Genomic DNA, 16,665 nt, shown 5'->3' with positions numbered 1-16,665 from the left:
AGCCGTGGCGGGTCTCCGAGGGTTGCCGCCACAGCTACACAGACCGGAGAAACACGGCATTCGCTGGCAGGGGACACACTCACCGGCCACACCGGCACTCAGCCACGTCGACTTCCGACGCCAGCACCTGCACCTGCACCGGGCCGAGGCGCTAACGCCCCAATGGCCACCCGTCAGAAGTCGGCTTGGCCGACTTCCTACTCCGCCGCAACGGGCCGTCGTCCGCCCATGGCAAGCACCGAAGCAGCAGACCACGACGAAGCGGCCGCAGGAGCGGTGCACCACGCCCCTTGCCGACGCCAGAAGTCGGCCGAGCCGACTTCCCACGCCACCACCCACCCTCGGCCTCAACCCAGGGACGGGGCGAAGGCGAAGGCCGAGGGTGAGGGCAGAGGCGGGGCAAACTCCGCCCAGGCGCAGCAAGGTGCGCGGACTGTCAGCACCAGAAGTCGACCAAGCCGACTTCCCACGCCACGACCCGCCACCGCCCCCCACACCCACACGGCACCCACGCCCACGCCAAATGCCATTGGGCCTGAACCCGCCCAGGGCCCGCGCCAAAAGTCGACGGGTCCGATTTCCCACTCCACCTACCGGCCCGCCACAAACCCGAACCCGCCCAGACCGGCGCCAGAAGTCGACGGGCCCGACTTCCTGCTCCACCAACACCGGTCATGCCGCCACAGCTGCTCAGACCGGAAGCACGGCATTCGGTGGCCGGGGCACACTCACCGGCCACACCAGCACTCAGCCCGGGCGACTTCCGACGCCGGCACCGGGCCGAGGCGGTGATGTGCCGATGGCCACCCGCCAGAAATCGGCCCGGCCGACTTTCCACACCGCCAACCGCCCCCGGCCGCGCCCCAGGGACAGGGGCGAGCACCGACACCGGAGCGAGCATGAAGGCCAAGGCCGGGCGCAAACACGGGGCCGGGCAAGCAACAGCCAGGCGCAGCAGGATGCACGGACTACCGACACCAGAAGTCGGCGGGGCCGACTTCCTACTCCGCCGCAACGGGCCGTCGTCCGACCATGGCAAGCACCGAAGCAGCAGACCACGACGAAGCGCCCGTCAGAACGGCGCACCACGCCCCTTGCCGACGCCAGAAGTCGGCCGGGCCGACTTCCCACGCCACCAACCGCCCCCGGCCGCGCCCCAGGGACAGGGGCGAGCACCGGGGCCGGGCAAGCAACAGCCAGGGGCAGCGGGGTGCGCGGACTGCCGACGCCGGAAGTCGGCCAGGCCGACTTCCTACGCCTACTCCCCCTCCGCCGCTGCGCGGGCGAAGCGGGTGCTCCAGTCCGTGAGCAGGGTCCGGAGGGCGTCCGGGGCGAGTACCTGGAATTCGGCGCCCAGGGAGCCGAGGGCCATGGCGGGCCAGTCGAGCGAGTCGGCGGTCATCCGTAGGCGGCAGCGGTGCGGGGTGACGGGTTCCACGGTGCCCCAGCGGCCGACGCGGGCGCGGACGAACTCCGCCGGTGCCTCGATCAGGGCCTCCACCTGGTGCGGTCGGGGCATTCTGTTGAGGCCCGCGCGGACGAATTCCGCCGCGTCGGCCGCCGGGAGGGTCCGGGGGGCGAAGCGGGCGCCGCTGCCGGTCGGGGCGGTGAGGCGGTCGAGGCGGAAGCTGCGCCAGTCGGCCCGGTCGAGGTCGTACGCGACGAGGTACCAGCGGCGGTTCAGGCAGACCAGCCGGTGCGGTTCGACGTGCCGGTCGGTACCGCGCCCGTCGGCGGCCGTGTACGAGAACCGCACCCGCTCGCCGTCCCGGCAGGCGAGTGCCACCACCGTCAGGACGTCCGGGTCGACGCCCGTGCCCGTCCGCGTCCCCCAGTCCACCGGGACGGTGACCGCGCGCAGCGCCTCCACCCGGCGGCGCAGCCGGGCCGGCATCACCTGGACCACCTTCGCCAGCACCCGCGCCGAGGCCTCGGCGACGCCCTCGACCGGGCTCTCGGCCGCCGCCTGGAGGCCGACCGCGAGGGCCACCGCCTCCTCGTCGTCGATCACCAGCGGCGGCAGCGCCGCGCCCGCCGCCAGCTGGTAGCCGCCGTCGACGCCGCGCTGGGCCTCGACGGGGTAGCCGAGTTCGCGCAGCCGGTCGATGTCGCGGCGCAGGGTGCGGACGGAGACGCCGAGCCGGTCGGCCAGTTCGTCGCCCGGCCAGTACCGGTGGGTCTGGAGCAGGGAGAGCAGTCGCAGCGTCCGCGTGCTGGTGTTCGCCATGCGTCGATTCTCCCTGGGATTCAGGACAGGAAGTGACCGCAATGGTCCGTAGCGTTGTTCTTGTCCGAGGGAGCAGGAACCCGTAGCAGGAACCCAGCGAAAGGCCATGACGATGACCACGACCACCACCCCCGCCGCCACCCAGAACCTCACCGGCGAGCGCGCCGACCTCCTGGCGGCCCTGGAGAAGCAGCGGCACTTCCTGCGCTTCACCACCCGCGACCTCACCGACGAGCAGGTCGGCCTGCGGACCTGTGCGAGCGAGCTGTGCCTGGGCGGCCTGATCAAGCACGTGACCAGCGTCGAGCGGCTCTGGGCGGAGTTCATCGTGCAGGGCCCGTCCGCGATGCCCGACTTCACCGCCTGGACCGAGGAGGACTTCGCCCGCCGCGCGGACGAGTTCCGCATGCTGCCGGGCGAGACGCTGGCCGGTGTCCTCGCGGCGTACGCCGAGGTGGCCGTGCGCACCGACGAGCTGGTGGCCTCCCTCCCCGACCTGGACGCCACCCAGCCGCTGCCGAAGGCCCCGTGGTTCGAGGCGGACGCCGAGTGGTCGGCCCGCCGGGTGCTGCTGCACATCGCCAACGAGACGGCCCAGCACGCCGGTCACGCCGACATCATCCGCGAGTCCCTGGACGGCGCGAAGAGCATGGGCTGAGCCCGGCCGACGGGACGGCAACGGGGCCCGTCGACGACAGCCGACGGGCCCCGCGCCCCCGGACCGCCCCGCCCCGGAACCGCCCTCAGTCCTGCCCGACGAAGGTGAACCCGGCCCCGTCGACGACGCGGCGGACCAGGGCCTCGTCCAGCGGCTGCGCGGAGGCCACGGTGACCCGGCCGCTCGGCGCGTCGGCACTGACGTCGGTGACGCCCGGCAGGACGGCGAGCCCGGCGCTGACCGTCTTCTCGCAGTGGCCGCAGCTCATGCCGTCGACGGTGAAAACAGCGGTGGTGGACATGACGGCGCCTCCGATGGCAGCTCGCTCGGGACAGGTCCGACCCGGACGGATCGACCCGCCCTACGACACCCGAATCCGACGGCGCCGCCCAGGGACACGCCGCCGGGGTGACACCATCGAGCGGTTCCGGGAACCACCCGGGCCTCCCGTCCGACAGGGGCCGGCACCGTGCGCACGCCACCGCCCGAACCGCGAAGGCGCCCCGTACCGCGAAGGCGCCCTGAACCGCCGCCGCACCCCGCCCCGTTCCTCCAGGTACCACCCTTTCGCACGACCGGGCGACGGCCCGGTCGCCGATCGGCCGCCCCGGCCCGCCGATCCCGTCCTGGAGCACTTCCGCCATGTCCACCCTGGCCCCGATCCACGCCCGACCGGACACCACCGCCCTCCTGATGGCCCACGCCGCCCTGCGCGGCGTGTACGGCCATCTGGCCGCGGCGGGAGCGGGCCGGTGAGGGCGCCCGCGCGGTTGCGCCGCTGGAAGCCCCGGCACGCTCTGCCCGCCCTCGCGCTGGTCGCGGCGCTGACCGCCGGGCTGCTCTGGTGGCAGCCGTGGAGCGGCGGGGACGGTGACCGGCTGGCGTTCACCACCGCGCCGGGCGGCTCCGCCCGCTTCGGCACCGGCGAGCACCTGTACCGCTACAAGGTGCGGGTGGAGGACGGGATCGCGGAGAGCCCGGCGCAGTTCGCCGCCGAGGTGGACGCGGTCCTCGGCGACGTCCGGCACGGCTGGGCGGCCGGCGGCACGGCCTCGTTCCAGCGGATGCCCGCCGACCCGGTGGACTTCACCGTCTACCTGGCCACCCCGAAGTCCACCGACCGGATCTGCGGCCAGTACGGGCTGGACACCGGCGGCTGGGTGAACTGCGGCGTCACCCACCAGGTGGTCGTCAACCTCACCCGCTGGACCGAGTTGTCCGAGTTCTACCAGGGCAGGCCCGAGCAGTACCACGCGCTGGCCGTCAATCACGAGGTCGGCCACATCCTCGGCAACGGCCACGTCGACTGCCCCGGCCCGGGCGCCCCGGCGCCGGTGATGATGCAGCAGATCAAGGGGCTGCACGGCTGCGTCCCCAACGGCTGGCCGTACTCGGACACCGGCACCCTGCTCACCGGCCCGCCCGTCCAGGCCCCCACCGACGCCCCGTAGCCGGCCCGCACGCCGCCGCACACCGCCGAGCGGCACAACCCGGCACCACCGTCCCCGACGCCTCGCGGGGCGAACCACCCACCCCCCTCCCGACCCACCCGCCCGAAACACGGATAATCCTGGTCGGACCGGACGCACCCGCACCGCGCGCCCGGTCCCGGTCGTGTTCCCAGTCGGTGCCGGTGGAGGAGAAGCGTTGAACGGTGTGCCCGGCGGGGAGTACCTGGACTGGCCGGTCCTGCTGGAGGCCGCCGAGGCGGCCGCCCGGGCGACCACGGGCCGGGGCCGGGTCGCCGACTACATCCCGGCCCTCGCCACCGCCGACCCGGAGGCCTTCGGCATGGCCGTCGCCACCGTCGAGGGGGAGCTGCACGGTGTCGGGGACTGGCAGCGGCCGTTCTCCGTCCAGAGCGTCTCGAAGCTGTTCTCGCTCGCCCTCGCGGTGGCCTACGGCGGTGACACCCTCTGGCAGGGCGTCGGCCGCGAGCCGTCCGGCAACCCGTTCAACTCCCTGGTGCAGCTGGAGACCGAGCACGGCATCCCGCGCAACCCGTTCATCAACGCGGGCGCCCTGGTGGTCACCGACCGGCTCCACACCATGACCGGCGACGCCTCGGGCGCGGTACGGGAGTTCCTGCGCCGCGAGTCCGGCAACCCGCTGCTGGACACCGACCCGGTGGTCGCCGCCTCGGAGGCCGAGCACGGCCACCGCAACGCCGCGCTGGCCCACTTCATCGCCAGCCACGGCAACCTGGAGAACCCGGTCGAGACCGTCCTGGAGCACTACTACGCCCACTGCGCCGTCGCGACCAGCTGCCGCGACCTGGTGCTGGCCGGCTCCTTCCTCGCCCGGTACGGCGTGCGCGCCGACGGCACCCGGCTGATGTCCCGCAGCGAGACCAAGCGGATCAACGCCGTCCTGCTCACCTGCGGCACCTACGACGCCGCCGGCGAGTTCGCGTTCCGCGTGGGCCTGCCCGGCAAGAGCGGCGTCGGCGGCGGCATCCTCGCGATACTCCCCGGCCGCGCCGCCGTCTGCGCCTGGGGCCCGCGCCTGGACCAGGCCGGCAACTCCGTCGCCGCGGTCGCCGCCCTGGACACCCTGACCACCCTGTCCGGCTGCTCGGTCTTCTGACCCGCGGACAGCGGAACGCGGGCCCCGGCCGTCCGCACAGCGACCGGGACCCGCGGGTCCGTGACGAGCGCCCTCCGCTCCGAGGACGCCCTCCCCCGAGGCTCCGGGGAACTACTCCACCGTCACGCTCTTCGCGAGGTTGCGCGGCTTGTCCACGTCCCGCCCCAGGGCGACGGCGGCGTGGTAGGCGAGCAGCTGGAGCGGGATGTTGAGCAGCAGCGGGTCCAGCTCGGGCTCGCTCTTGGGCACCAGGATGCAGTGGTCCGCGAGCTTCTCCTCCGGCCGCCGGTGGCCGACGGCGATGACCCGCCCGGAGCGGGCCTTGATCTCGCCCAGCGTGGTGAGGTTCTTGTCCAGCAGCTCGTCGTCCGGAACCAGTGCCACGGTGGGCAGTTCGGGGCTGATCAGCGCCAGCGGGCCGTGCTTGAGCTCGCTCGCCGGGTAGGCCTCGGCGTGCACGTAGGAGATCTCCTTGAGCTTCTGCGCGCCCTCGCGGGCCACCGGGTAGCCGCGCACCCGGCCGATGAACATCATGCCCGCGGAGTCGGCGTACTCGGCGGCGAGTCCGGCGATGGCCTCGCTCTGCTCCAGCACCTCGCGGATCTGGTCGGGCAGCGCCTTGAGCGCGGAAACGATCCGGCGCCCGTCGGCGGGCGACAGGTCGTGGATGCGCCCGAAGTGCAGGGCGAGCAGCGCGAAGGCGACCACGGTGGAGGTGAACGCCTTGGTGGAGGCGACCGAGACCTCCGGACCGGCGTGCAGGTAGATACCGCCGTCACACTCTCGGGCGATAGCACTGCCCACCGTGTTGACGACGCCGAGCACCCGGCCGCCCTTGCGCTTGACCTCCTGGACGGCGGCCAGCGTGTCGTAGGTCTCGCCGGACTGGCTGACCGCGACGTACAGGGTGTCCGCCTCGATCACCGGGTTCCGGTAGCGGAACTCGGAGGCCGGCTCGCTGTGCGCGGGGATCCGGGCCAGCTCCTCGATCAGCTGCGCGCCCATCTCGCCCGCGTAGTAGGCCGATCCGCAGCCGAGGATCTTCACCCGGCGGATCTCGCGCAGCTCCCGGGCGTCCAGGTTGAGGCCGCCGAGGTGCGCGGTGGCGAAGCGCTCGTCGAGCCGGCCGCTCAGGGTGCGCTCGACCGAGCCGGGCTGCTCGTGGATCTCCTTGAGCAGGAAGTGCTCGAAGCCGCCGGTGTCGTAGGAGTCGACCTCCCAGTCCACGGTGGACGGCTGGCGGTGCGTGGTGCGGGCGTCCTCGGTGAAGGTCCGGAAGCCGTCGGCCCGGACGGTGGCCAGCTCGCCGTCCTCCAGGTGGACGACCTGGCGGGTGTAGCGGACCAGCGCGGAGACGTCCGAGGCGGCGAACATCTCCTTCTCGCCGATGCCCAGCACGATCGGGCTGCCGTTGCGGGCGACGACGATCCGGTCCGGCCGCTCGGCGTCGAGCACCGCGATGCCGTAGGTGCCGACCACCCGGCCGAGCGCGGCCCGCACCGCGTCCTCCAGCTCGACGCCCTCGGCCACGTTCGCGGCGATCAGGTGGGCGAGCACCTCGGTGTCGGTCTCGGAGCGGAACACCGCGCCGTCGGCGGCGAGCTTGGCGCGCAGCTCGTCGGCGTTCTCGATGATGCCGTTGTGGACGACGGCGATCCGCTCGGCGTTGTCCAGGTGCGGGTGCGCGTTGGCGTCACTGGGGACGCCGTGGGTGGCCCAGCGGGTGTGGCCGATGCCGGTGGTGCCCTTGAACCGGGCCGGCACGGCCGCGGCCAGGTCGGCGACCCGGCCCTTCACCTTGCGGAGCTTGATCCCGCCGCTGCGCCCGGTGACGGCGACACCGGCCGAGTCGTAGCCGCGGTACTCCAGCCGCGCCAGCCCCTCCAGCAGGAAGGGGGTCGCGTCCTTGGGGCCGATGTAGGCCACGATTCCGCACATGCGTGGTCTCCTCTTCGAAGTCTTCGGAAGGTCGGGAACGAGGGCGGTCAGCCCGCTGAGGGCAGCGAGGGCAGTGGGCAGCGAGCGCGGTGAGGGCGACGGGCGCTCGGCCGCCTCGGCCGCCTCAGCCGTAGACGATCCGCCGCAGCTGGCGGGCCGAGAGCTCCGGCGCCGAGACCCGGCGCTGCGGCAGCTCCTCGGTGAGCCGGGCGAAGATCCGCTCGTTGGTCAGACCGCGTGCCTGGAGCTCGGTGTGGCGGCGGCGCACGTACTCCTCGGTGCTCTCGGAGAAGTACGCCAGCACCTCCGCCACGACCCGCGCCGCCTCCCGGGGCCCGAGCGGGCTGGTCCGGGTGAGGTGGGCGAGGAGGTCTTCGTGGGGGTGGGGTGAGCTCGGCACGAGTGTGGAGCCTAGGTCGGGCCGGCCGCCGAAGCCAAAGTTTCTGCCCGAAATCGGGCAGACATTACGACTTTCAGATCACATCCACGAATCCTTCACATTCGGCCGTCGAACGGCCACCCGTTCGCCCCTGTTCCCGAAAGCCCCTTGAAGCGGCGCCAACTCCGCACGTAGCGTGACCCCCTGAACACGAAGCGGAAGACCGGAGGCTTGCTGATGTGCGGGATCACCGGATGGGTCGCGTTCGAGCGCGACCTCACCGCCGAACGGGGGGTCATCGACGCGATGACGGCCACCCAGGCCCGCCGCGGCCCGGACGCCGGCGGCGTCCACCTGGAGCCGCACGCCGTGCTCGGCCACCGCCGGCTCGCGGTGATCGACATCGCGGGCGGCGTCCAACCGATGACGGTCGAGCACGACGGCCGGACGCTGGCCGTGCTCACCTACAGCGGCGAGGTCTACAACCACCGCGAACTGCGCGCGGAACTGGAGGCGGCCGGGCACCGCTTCCGCACCCGCAGCGACACCGAGGTCGTGCTGCGCGCCTACCTGGAGTGGGGCGAGCACCTGGCCGAGCGGCTCAACGGCATGTTCGCCTTCGCGGTCTGGGACATCCGGCGCGAGGAGCTGCTGCTGGTCCGCGACCGGATGGGCGTCAAACCCCTGTACTACCACCGCACCCCGGACGGCGTGGTCTTCGGCTCCGAGGTCAAGGCCCTGTTCGCCCACCCCGCCGTCCGCCCGGTGGTGGACCTGGACGGGCTGCGCGAACTGCTCGGCTACGCCCGCACCCCGGGGCTCACCCCGTACCGGGACATCCACGAGGTCCGGCCCGGGCACGTCGTGCGGGTGCGCCGCGAGGGCCTCTCGGTCCGCCGCTACTGGGCGCTGGAGGCGCGCGAGCACCGCGACAGCCTGGAGGCCACGGTCGCCACGGTCCGGGCCCTGCTGGACGACATCGTGCACCGCCAGCTGGAGGCGGACGTCCCGCTCTGCTCACTGCTCTCCGGCGGCCTGGACTCCAGCGCCGTCACCGCCCTGGCCGCCCGGACCCTGGGAGCGGCCGGGGCCGGCCCGGTGCGCTCCTTCTCGGTCGGCTTCGCCGGGCAGAGCGAGACCTTCAACGCCAACGACGTCCGGCAGACCCAGGACGGCCCGTTCGCCCGGCTGCTCGCCGACCACGTCGGCGCCAACCACAGCGTCGTCGAGCTGGACGCGGCCGACCTGACGGACCCGGCCCGGCGCTCCGTCGTGCTGCGCGCCCGCGACCTGCCCAACGGCGTCGGCGACATGGACACCTCGCTGCTGCTGCTCTTCCGGGGCGTGCGCCGCCACTCCACCGTCGCGCTGTCCGGCGAGTCCGCGGACGAGCTCTTCGGCGGCTACCGCTGGTTCCACGACCCGGCCACCATCGCCGTCGACGACTTCCCCTGGGCGCTCGGCCTCACCGGCATCGCCGGCGGCGGAGCCACCCCGCGCGAGCACCTCCTGGACGCCGAACTGCTCCGCAAGCTCGACCTGGACGGCTACCGCAGGGCCCGCTACCGCGAGGCGGTCGCCGAGGTCCCGCACCTGCCGGAGGCGGATCCGCTCGAACGGCGGATGCGCGAGATCTCGTACCTCAACCTGACCCGCTTCGTCTGCATCCTGCTCGACCGCAAGGACCGGATGAGCATGGCCAACGGCCTGGAGGTGCGGGTGCCGTTCTGCGACCACCGGCTGGTCCAGTACGTCTTCAACGCCCCATGGGCGATGAAGTCCTTCGACGGGCGGGAGAAGAGCCTGCTGCGCGCCGCCGTCCGGGACGTGCTGCCGGCCGCGGTCGCCGAGCGGGCGAAGAGCCCGTACCCGGTCACCACCGACCCGCACTACCCGGCGAAGCTGCGCGCCGAACTGGCCCGACTGGCCGTCGAGCGCACCTCCCCGGCCCTGGACCTGCTCGACCGGCGGCGCCTCGCCGACGCGCTCGCCCCGGACACCGACCCGCAGTCCGTCCGGCTGGCCGTCGACCTCGCGCTGGACTTCGACGCCTGGCTGACGGAGTACCGGGTGACGCTGGAGCTCTGACCGCCGGGGCCTGAACGCGTGTGGGGCGCGGGTGCCGCCACCCGAACGGCGCACCCGGCGACGCCCGCGCCCCCGTACTCCGTCCGGGTGATTGTGCGGAACCATCCCGCCGGGCCCGGAGGTCCCACGGTGCGATAGCGTCGCCGACACCTCCCGAATGGCGGGCGAAATCGCGGCTTACCGCTCACGTGCCGTCAGGATGGGAGCGAAACGTTCACCTCGATCCGCCGGGGGATCCCGTCATGCAGCCGCGAGTCTTCGCGATTCTCACCGCCCTGCTCCTGGGCGTCCTGGGCCTGGGGTCGGTGGCCGTCACCGACTGGTCGCCCGCGGCGGCCACCGCGTCCCTGACCGCCGTCGCCCCCGGGGCCCCCGCCGCCGGCGCCCGGCCGGCCGCGGCCGGCCCCGCGAGCGCCACCCCGACCGGCGACCCCGCCGTGTGGACCCGCTCCACGCTGCGCAACAAGGTGATGGCCGAGATGGACGCCACCGACCCCGGTGTCGCCCTGGCCGACCTCGACAAGATCACCAAGGAGAAGCCGTACACCGTGCGCTTCTGCCACCCGATCGCGCACGAGCTCGGCCACGCGGCGGTCAAGCGCTTCAACGCCGACTTCCAGAAGGTCATCTCCTTCCCGCACGAGACCTGCGCGGCCGGCTACCTGCACGGCGCGGTCGAGGAGATGCTCAACGCCTCCACCCAGCCCGAGACGGACCTGCTCAAGCTCTGCGCGCCCAAGAACACCGGGCCCTGCATCCACGGCGTCGGCCACGGCACCATGTTCGTCGCCAAGCAGGACGTCGCCAAGGCGCGCGACCTGTGCAACAAGTTCCCCTCCGACCAGAACCGGATCCGCTGCTCCGAGGGCCTGTTCATGCAGCTCTTCGGCCCGGACGAGGAGGACGAGCAGGCCAAGGCCAACCTGCCCGCCGACAAGCTCGCCCAGGACCCGCTCTACCCGTGCAAGGACCAGCCGTCGCTGTTCCAGTCGGCCTGCTTCTTCTACGCCCCGACCTTCTTCCTCTCCTCGCACGACTACCCGAACCACCCCGAGGTCTACGCCGAGGCCCTCAAGTGGTGCCTCAACGGCAAGGCCAGCGGCGGGGCGGTGGACTGCAGCCGCGGTGTCGGCTCGCGCACCATGAAGTACAACCTGGACCGCGAGGACTGGGCGTCCGAACAGTGCGCGACCGCCGCCGACGGCTGGCAGCGCAAGGCCTGCGCCGAGGGCCTGGTCAGCTACTACACGGTCAACTACACCGACGGGGGCGCGGCCGGACGGCTCTGCGCCAAGATCACCAACAAGGAGATGCAGGGCTACTGCCGCTCGGCGAGCGGCCTGTCCAGCTCGCTGGACTGACGCCCCCGGTCCCCCGGACCGACGCCCCCGGGTCTCAGCAAGCAGGCTCGCACCGCACGGTGCGGGCCTGCTTGCGTAGGATCACCCGATCATCGCCTGACCCGGGTGCGCCAAGGACGCCGCGCCTCGCCCAGCCCGTCCCCCGGCCTCCCTGGAGCACGCCATGACCACCGAGGACTCCCCCGGCACCGACGTCACCGGCACCGACGTCACCGGCACCGACGTCGCCGCCGCCGACGTCACCGACGCCGATTTCCGCCGTGCCGCCCACGCCACCGCCGACCTCGTCTCCGACTACCTCGCCGACCTGCCCGGACGCCCGGTCTGGCAGCCCATGGACGAGACCGCCCGCCGGGCCCTGCTCGACGCCCCGCTGCCCGCCGAGGGCCGCCCGCTCGACGAGCTGATCGGCGCCATCGGACGGGACGTCCTGCCGTACCCGATGGGCAACGGCAACCCGCGCTTCTTCGGCTGGGTCAACTCCGCCCCCGCCCCCGCCGGGGTGCTCGCCACCCTCGCCGCCTCCGCGATGAACCCCAGCTCGGCCGGCGGCGACCACGCCGACGTCCACCTGGAGCGCGCCGTGGTCCGCTGGATAGCCGAACTGGTCGGCTTCCCGCACCCGGCCGGCGGCGGCCTGCTCACCTCCGGCACCTCGATGGCGACCATCGTCTGCCTCGCCGCCGCCCGCAACCGCGCCGCCCGGCGGGCCGGCCGGGACGTCCGCGAGGAGGGCCTGGCGGGCCTGCCGCCGCTGGTCGGCTACGTCACCGGCGAGACCCACTCCTGCGTCCGCAAGGCCGCCGAGCTGCTCGGCCTCGGCAGCCGGCAGCTGCGCACCGTGGCCACCGGCCCCGACGGCCGGCTGGACACCGCCGACCTGCGAGCGGCCGTCGAGCGCGACCGCGCGGCCGGCCTGCTGCCCTTCCTGGTGGTCGCCTCGGCCGGCACCGTCGGCGCCGGCGCGGTGGACGGGTTCGGCCCGATCGCCGACCTCTGCGAGGAGCAGGGCCTCTGGATGCACGTGGACGGCGCGTACGGCGCCTTCGGCCGGCTCGACCCGGCCATCGCCCACCGCTACGCCGGGCTGGAGCGCGCCGACTCGCTCGCCCTCGACCCGCACAAGTGGCTCGGCGTCCCGGTCGACTGCGGCTGCGCGCTGGTCCGCGACACCGAGGAACTGCGCGGCACCTTCAGCCTCGTCCCGTCCTACCTGCGCGACGAGTCGGCCGGCGCGCTCGGCTGGTTCTCCGAGTACGGCACCGAGCAGACCCGCCCCTTCCGGGCCCTCAAGGTCTGGGCCACCATCGCCCACAAGGGCCGAGCCGGGCTCGCCCGGGACATCGCCCGGTGCACCGCCCTGGCCCGCCGGCTCGGCGAACTCGTCGAAGCGGACGAGGAGTTGGAGCTGCTCGCCGAGGTGCAGACCTCGATCGTGGCGTTCCGCCACCGCGCCCCCGGCCGGGACGGGGCCGCCCGCGACGCCCTCAACCGCGACCTCCCCGCCGCCGTCCAGCGGCGCGGCCGGGTCTTCGTCACCGGCGCCCGCCTGGACGGCGCCGAGCTGCTCCGCGCCTGCCTCCTCAACGCCGCCACGACGGAGGCCGACCTCCACCTCCTGCTCGCCGAGGTCAAGGCCGCGGCCCGCGACCTGCTCGGCTAGACCACCGGCGGCCCGGCCTCCCGACTCGGCCCCGCGCGTTCCTCCCGTAACACCCCGGCGCGGACCGTAACCGGCCGGTCACGACGGATGCCCGACCGGGAAACACCGGTCGGGCACGGTGGTGGCATGGAGCATTCGAAGCCCTCTCCCCTCCGTGCCCCCGCCGGCCCCGGTGCCCGCCGCACCCACCGCTGGCGCCGTGACACCGTCGAACTCGCCGCCGTCTTCCTCTCCGTCACGGCGGCCGACCTCATCGCCAAGATCGTCGTCCACGGCCCGGACGGCCCGGTCGTCGTGGCCGCCTCCGCGCTCGCCCTGCTCGCCACCGCCCTGCTCCACAGCTGGTGGTCACCGCACGCCCCGCCCCCGGTCGCGCTCTGGCGGGTGCGCACCACGGCCCTCGCCCACACCCGCACGGCGCTCGCCGACCACCGGATCACCCTGCTCTCCGTGCACCCCCACCCCGCCGCCGACGAGCTCTACCTCCGCACCGAGCACCCGGTCACCCCGGCCGTCCTGACGACGCTGCTGACCGCCACCGGCCACACCCTCCAGGACGCGCCGACCCGCATCGCCTGAGCCGTCGCCTCAGGCCGGGCCCGGGTCGTTGGGGTGCGGTTCGAGCGGGGTCACCACGACGGTCATCCACGGCCGCAGCGGGAGGCTGCCGAGCACCTCCGCGCGCAGCCGGGCCTCGTCGGCCGCCCGCCAGACGCCGATGCTGCGCCGTTCGCCGACCGGGCGCCACAGCCTGGCCAGGTGGCCGGTGGCGGCGAGCTCGCGGGCGCGGACGGCCTCGGCGGCGCGCCGCCGGTCGACCTCCTCCTCGGCGGTGCCCTCGGGGACGCTGGTGGTGATCTCGACCAGGAACTCCTGCACGGTCCTGCTCCCTTCTCGCCCCCGCCCCGCCCCCGCCCCCTCATCGTCGGCCCGGCACCCGACCGCCGCCACGACCGGCCCGCACCCGGTGGGCCGGCCGGGCGAATCCGGAGCCGGCCTCCGGCGGCCCCGCACCCGGCGCGGGCCCGGGATCCGGCTCCGCCGGCGGCGGCCCGAGGAGGGCGGCCACCGCCGGCGGCGGATTCCCGGGAGGCGTCAGCCCTTGTCGGCCGGTTGCACGACGCAGACGGCCTCGCCGAGCATCGGCCCGAAGCCGCCGAGCAGGGCGCCGAGCACCTGGTGGCAGGTGGCGGCCTCCTCGGGCGTCTTGGGGCCGTTGCTGTCGGCGGCGGCCGACTGGGCGAGGGCGAGCGGCAGGGCGAGCAGCAGGGCGCAACAGGCGGTGGCCAGCGCGGAGTTCTTCACGGACATCGGAAAGCCCCTTCGGAGGAGACGGGATCGGCGGAAAAGCCGAGCCATCCCTATCCGAAGGGGCTCCCCCGCTCACGGATCCTGAGCCATCCGTGAGCGTGTCCACATCATCCGATCAGCGGCCCGGGAGCTCCCCGGGGCCCGTCCGTTCCACCTCCCGGATCGCGGCGGCCAGCTCGGCCACCCCGTGCTCCCGCAGCACCCCATAGTGGTCGCCCGCCAGGTCGACCACGGTGGGCGGGGCCGCGGAGTAGCCGGTGCTGCCCTCGATGAACGAGTAGTCGTCGCCCGCGGCCTTGAAGACGGTCACCGGCGCCTCCAGCCGCCGCTCGGCGAGCTCGCGGAAGCTGTACTCGAACTCGTAGGTCTCGCCGACGATCCCGGTGATCCGCCGGATCAGCTCCTCGTCCAGCTCCGGCAGCATCCGGTGCACGGAGGCGACGAAGGTCGCCTCGTCCACCGTCTCGGCCAGGCAGCGCTCCAGATCGGGGCCGCTGATCCGGCCGGCGAACACCCCGAACAGGATGGTCAGGTACGCCGGGTTGGCGTACGAGGCCTCACGGCCCCACGACCGGGCGTCGTCCCGGCGCACCTTCGGGTTGCCGGGGCAGATCAGCAGCAGCCGCTCGACCCGCTGCCCGGCGCGCTCCAGCTGCCAGGCCGCCTCGAAGGCGACCCGGGCGCCGAAGGAGAAGCCCCACAGCGTGTACGGCCCCCGCGGCTGCACCCGGCGCAGCTCGGCGACGTCGGCGGCGGCCATCTCCCGGATGGTCGGGTACGGCGTCTCGCCCGGGTTGACGCCGTGCGCCTGGACGCCGTAGAAGGCCCGGCCCGCACTCGCCTCCCGGCCGAGCGGCCGCAGGTTCATCGGGTAGCCGCCCAGTCCGGGCCAGCAGAACACGGCCCGGTCGGCCGCCCCCGGGTGCAGCGGCACCAGCCGGGAGGCCGCGCTCCCGCCGGTGTCCCCGCCCGCGCGCTCGCCGCCCTCGCCGCAGGCCCGTTCGACGCGCGCGGCCAGGTCGCCCAGCCGGGGGCACTCGAACAGCACCTGGAGCGGCAGCGCGACGCCGAACTCGCGGTTGATCCGGTGGACCAGGGCGACGGCGATCAGCGAGTTCCCGCCGACGGCGAAGAACTCGTCCGTCACCGACACCTCCTGGTACCCCAGCGCCCGCCCCCAGGCCTCGGCCAGCCACCGCTCGTACCCGGTGGCGGGTGCGACGTACGCGCCGCGCACGTCGGCCGTGCGGACGGCCTCGGAGGCGGCCAGCGCCTTGAGGTCCACCTTGCCGTTGGCGGTGAGCGGCAGGGCGTCCATCACCAGCACCCGGTTGGGCAGCATGTAGTCGGGCAGCAGGGTGGCCAGTTGGTCCTTGATCAGCTCGGCCGGTCCCTTCATGTGGACGGTGTCCTCGTGCATGCCCTCGCTGCGGATCTGCTCCTCGCTCACCTTGCCGCCGAGGAAGAAGTAGGACGGTCCCGGGGTGATGCCGCGGCCGGCCAGGATCTCGTCGATGCGGCGCGAAGCGGGCAGCGGGTGGCCGGACTTGGAGCTGTAGCCGGAGGACATGAGGCCCAGCCCCAAGCCGTTGCGCTGGAGGCGGTGCAGCTCCGTGCCGAGCACGATGTACCGCAGCCACTCCTCCTCGGCACGGGCGACGGCCGTGATGCCGAACGAGGCCCGGGCGTAGACGGCCTGGTTGATCGCGATCACGTGCCGGGACTCCACCACCTCCTCCGAGACGTGCGTCAACTCGCCGTCGGCGTACCGGTAGAGGCCGCCCGGCAGACCATCCACCCGGCCCTCGTGGGCCTGGACGTACAGCTCGGTGCCCTCGTCCCGCGCCGGGCCGCCGGCCCGGACGACCGCGAAGGCGCCCAGGTAGTGGTCCTCCTCGGCGACGTCCAGCCGGTCCTTGGCCGCCGGGTCGAGGCCGATCGGGCGCACGTCCAGCCCGTACTCGGGCAGCACCTCCGCCAGGACGCCCAGCATGTGGCCGGTCTCGAACTCCAGCACCTCCCGGATGTTGTTCTTGTAGACCGGCTCGATGGCGCCGTGCTTCCCGGAGAAGTGCAGCGTCAGGTAGGCCCCGCCATCCGGGCCCGGCCGCGCCCCGGCGGGGCCGATCCGGACCAGGACGTGCTCGACCGGGTGGTAGTAGTACAGCCCGGCCGCGAGCCCGTCCAGGCCGCCGGTCTCCAGGTACAGCTGGGTCGCGTACAGCGCGCCGGGCGAGGCGTAGGCGTACTTGGGCAGCAGCCGCTCCTCGCTGTGGAACTGGCCGAACCACCGCAGGACGCGGCCGAGTTCGGGAAGGCTCAGCAGTTCCAGGTCGCGGCCGAAGGTGCCGGCCGGGCCAGGGCCTGTCTTCGAACTCCCGTCGTCCGCCCGGAGGGCGGGCGGGGCGGCGTTGGGGTGCGTGCATCGCAAGGCGGAGGAGGGAGCCACTGCGG

The 16,665-nt window shown here is 73.6% G+C and carries 13 protein-coding genes and 1 pseudogene; 7 read left to right on the top strand and 7 right to left on the bottom strand.

Features of this window, described 5'->3' with window-relative positions; translation table 11 throughout:
• Positions 1–1,258: 1,258 nt before the first annotated feature.
• Positions 1,259–2,227: a YafY family protein gene (locus tag ACFCY1_RS18865; protein WP_049651650.1), complete on the bottom strand. Its 969-nt coding sequence runs from the start codon at positions 2,225–2,227 to the stop codon at positions 1,259–1,261.
• Between the two features lie 106 nt (positions 2,228–2,333).
• Between ACFCY1_RS18865 and ACFCY1_RS18860 the strand changes: the two genes are divergently transcribed.
• Positions 2,334–2,885: a DinB family protein gene (locus tag ACFCY1_RS18860; RefSeq protein ID WP_375875278.1), complete on the top strand. Its 552-nt coding sequence runs from the start codon at positions 2,334–2,336 to the stop codon at positions 2,883–2,885.
• An 85-nt stretch (positions 2,886–2,970) separates the two neighbouring features.
• Here ACFCY1_RS18860 and ACFCY1_RS18855 read toward each other — a convergent pair whose 3' ends face one another.
• Complete coding sequence (locus ACFCY1_RS18855) at positions 2,971–3,186, bottom strand: heavy-metal-associated domain-containing protein (protein WP_375875277.1); 216 nt, start codon at positions 3,184–3,186, stop codon at positions 2,971–2,973.
• Between the two features lie 451 nt (positions 3,187–3,637).
• Between ACFCY1_RS18855 and ACFCY1_RS18850 the strand changes: the two genes are divergently transcribed.
• Positions 3,638–4,336, top strand: coding sequence for a DUF3152 domain-containing protein (locus ACFCY1_RS18850; RefSeq protein WP_375875276.1), 699 nt, complete (start codon positions 3,638–3,640; stop codon positions 4,334–4,336).
• Between the two features lie 196 nt (positions 4,337–4,532).
• Positions 4,533–5,471, top strand: coding sequence for a glutaminase (locus ACFCY1_RS18845; protein ID WP_369808293.1), 939 nt, complete (start codon positions 4,533–4,535; stop codon positions 5,469–5,471).
• A 111-nt stretch (positions 5,472–5,582) separates the two neighbouring features.
• Here ACFCY1_RS18845 and glmS read toward each other — a convergent pair whose 3' ends face one another.
• On the bottom strand, positions 5,583–7,409 hold the full coding sequence (gene glmS / locus ACFCY1_RS18840; RefSeq protein WP_049651653.1) for a glutamine--fructose-6-phosphate transaminase (isomerizing): 1,827 nt from the start codon (positions 7,407–7,409) through the stop codon (positions 5,583–5,585).
• Positions 7,410–7,533: 124 nt separating this feature from the next.
• A complete protein-coding gene (locus tag ACFCY1_RS18835) occupies positions 7,534–7,809 on the bottom strand; it encodes a hypothetical protein (RefSeq protein WP_049651654.1) in 276 nt (91 codons plus the stop codon).
• Positions 7,810–8,025: 216 nt separating this feature from the next.
• Between ACFCY1_RS18835 and asnB the strand changes: the two genes are divergently transcribed.
• From asnB to ACFCY1_RS18815, 4 genes are all read left to right on the top strand, one after another.
• The gene (gene asnB / locus ACFCY1_RS18830; protein ID WP_074004552.1) at positions 8,026–9,876 is read left to right on the top strand and encodes an asparagine synthase (glutamine-hydrolyzing); all 1,851 of its coding nucleotides are present in this window, start codon (positions 8,026–8,028) and stop codon (positions 9,874–9,876) included.
• A gap of 242 nt (positions 9,877–10,118) precedes the next feature.
• The gene (locus tag ACFCY1_RS18825) at positions 10,119–11,237 is read left to right on the top strand and encodes a hypothetical protein (protein WP_074004551.1); all 1,119 of its coding nucleotides are present in this window, start codon (positions 10,119–10,121) and stop codon (positions 11,235–11,237) included.
• 163 nt (positions 11,238–11,400) lie between these two features.
• Positions 11,401–12,900 (top strand): pyridoxal phosphate-dependent decarboxylase family protein, encoded by a 1,500-nt coding sequence (locus tag ACFCY1_RS18820; protein WP_375875275.1) that lies wholly within the window; start codon positions 11,401–11,403, stop codon positions 12,898–12,900.
• Positions 12,901–13,026: 126 nt separating this feature from the next.
• Positions 13,027–13,479, top strand: coding sequence for a hypothetical protein (locus tag ACFCY1_RS18815; protein ID WP_375875274.1), 453 nt, complete (start codon positions 13,027–13,029; stop codon positions 13,477–13,479).
• A gap of 9 nt (positions 13,480–13,488) precedes the next feature.
• On the opposite strand, the gene ACFCY1_RS18810 is transcribed toward ACFCY1_RS18815, so the two are convergent.
• The 3 genes and pseudogenes from ACFCY1_RS18810 to ACFCY1_RS18800 form a co-directional block, all read right to left on the bottom strand.
• On the bottom strand, positions 13,489–13,779 hold the full coding sequence (locus ACFCY1_RS18810; protein ID WP_049658392.1) for a muconolactone Delta-isomerase family protein: 291 nt from the start codon (positions 13,777–13,779) through the stop codon (positions 13,489–13,491).
• Positions 13,780–13,995: 216 nt separating this feature from the next.
• Entirely contained in the window at positions 13,996–14,211 is a 216-nt protein-coding gene (locus ACFCY1_RS18805) for a hypothetical protein (RefSeq protein ID WP_049658393.1), read from the bottom strand.
• 115 nt (positions 14,212–14,326) lie between these two features.
• Positions 14,327–16,579: pseudogene (locus tag ACFCY1_RS18800) on the bottom strand (thioesterase domain-containing protein); the annotation flags it as partial.
• Positions 16,580–16,665: the final 86 nt, after the last annotated feature.

Source organism: Kitasatospora sp. NPDC056273, from assembly GCF_042268845.1.
Lineage (GTDB): Bacteria > Actinomycetota > Actinomycetes > Streptomycetales > Streptomycetaceae > Kitasatospora.
This window is presented reverse-complemented; position numbering and strand designations above follow the sequence as displayed.

Excerpts from the sequence above, each read along its gene's own strand:
- ACFCY1_RS18865 (WP_049651650.1), bottom strand. The coding sequence starts at position 2,227 with ATGGCGAACACCAGCACGCGGACGCTGCGACTGCTCTCCCTGCTCCAG.
- ACFCY1_RS18860 (WP_375875278.1), top strand. The coding sequence starts at position 2,334 with ATGACGATGACCACGACCACCACCCCCGCCGCCACCCAGAACCTCACC.
- ACFCY1_RS18855 (WP_375875277.1), bottom strand. The coding sequence starts at position 3,186 with ATGTCCACCACCGCTGTTTTCACCGTCGACGGCATGAGCTGCGGCCAC.
- glmS (WP_049651653.1), bottom strand. The coding sequence starts at position 7,409 with ATGTGCGGAATCGTGGCCTACATCGGCCCCAAGGACGCGACCCCCTTC.
- asnB (WP_074004552.1), top strand. The coding sequence starts at position 8,026 with ATGTGCGGGATCACCGGATGGGTCGCGTTCGAGCGCGACCTCACCGCC.
- ACFCY1_RS18825 (WP_074004551.1), top strand. The coding sequence starts at position 10,119 with ATGCAGCCGCGAGTCTTCGCGATTCTCACCGCCCTGCTCCTGGGCGTC.
- ACFCY1_RS18820 (WP_375875275.1), top strand. The coding sequence starts at position 11,401 with ATGACCACCGAGGACTCCCCCGGCACCGACGTCACCGGCACCGACGTC.
- ACFCY1_RS18815 (WP_375875274.1), top strand. The coding sequence starts at position 13,027 with ATGGAGCATTCGAAGCCCTCTCCCCTCCGTGCCCCCGCCGGCCCCGGT.
- ACFCY1_RS18805 (WP_049658393.1), bottom strand. The coding sequence starts at position 14,211 with ATGTCCGTGAAGAACTCCGCGCTGGCCACCGCCTGTTGCGCCCTGCTG.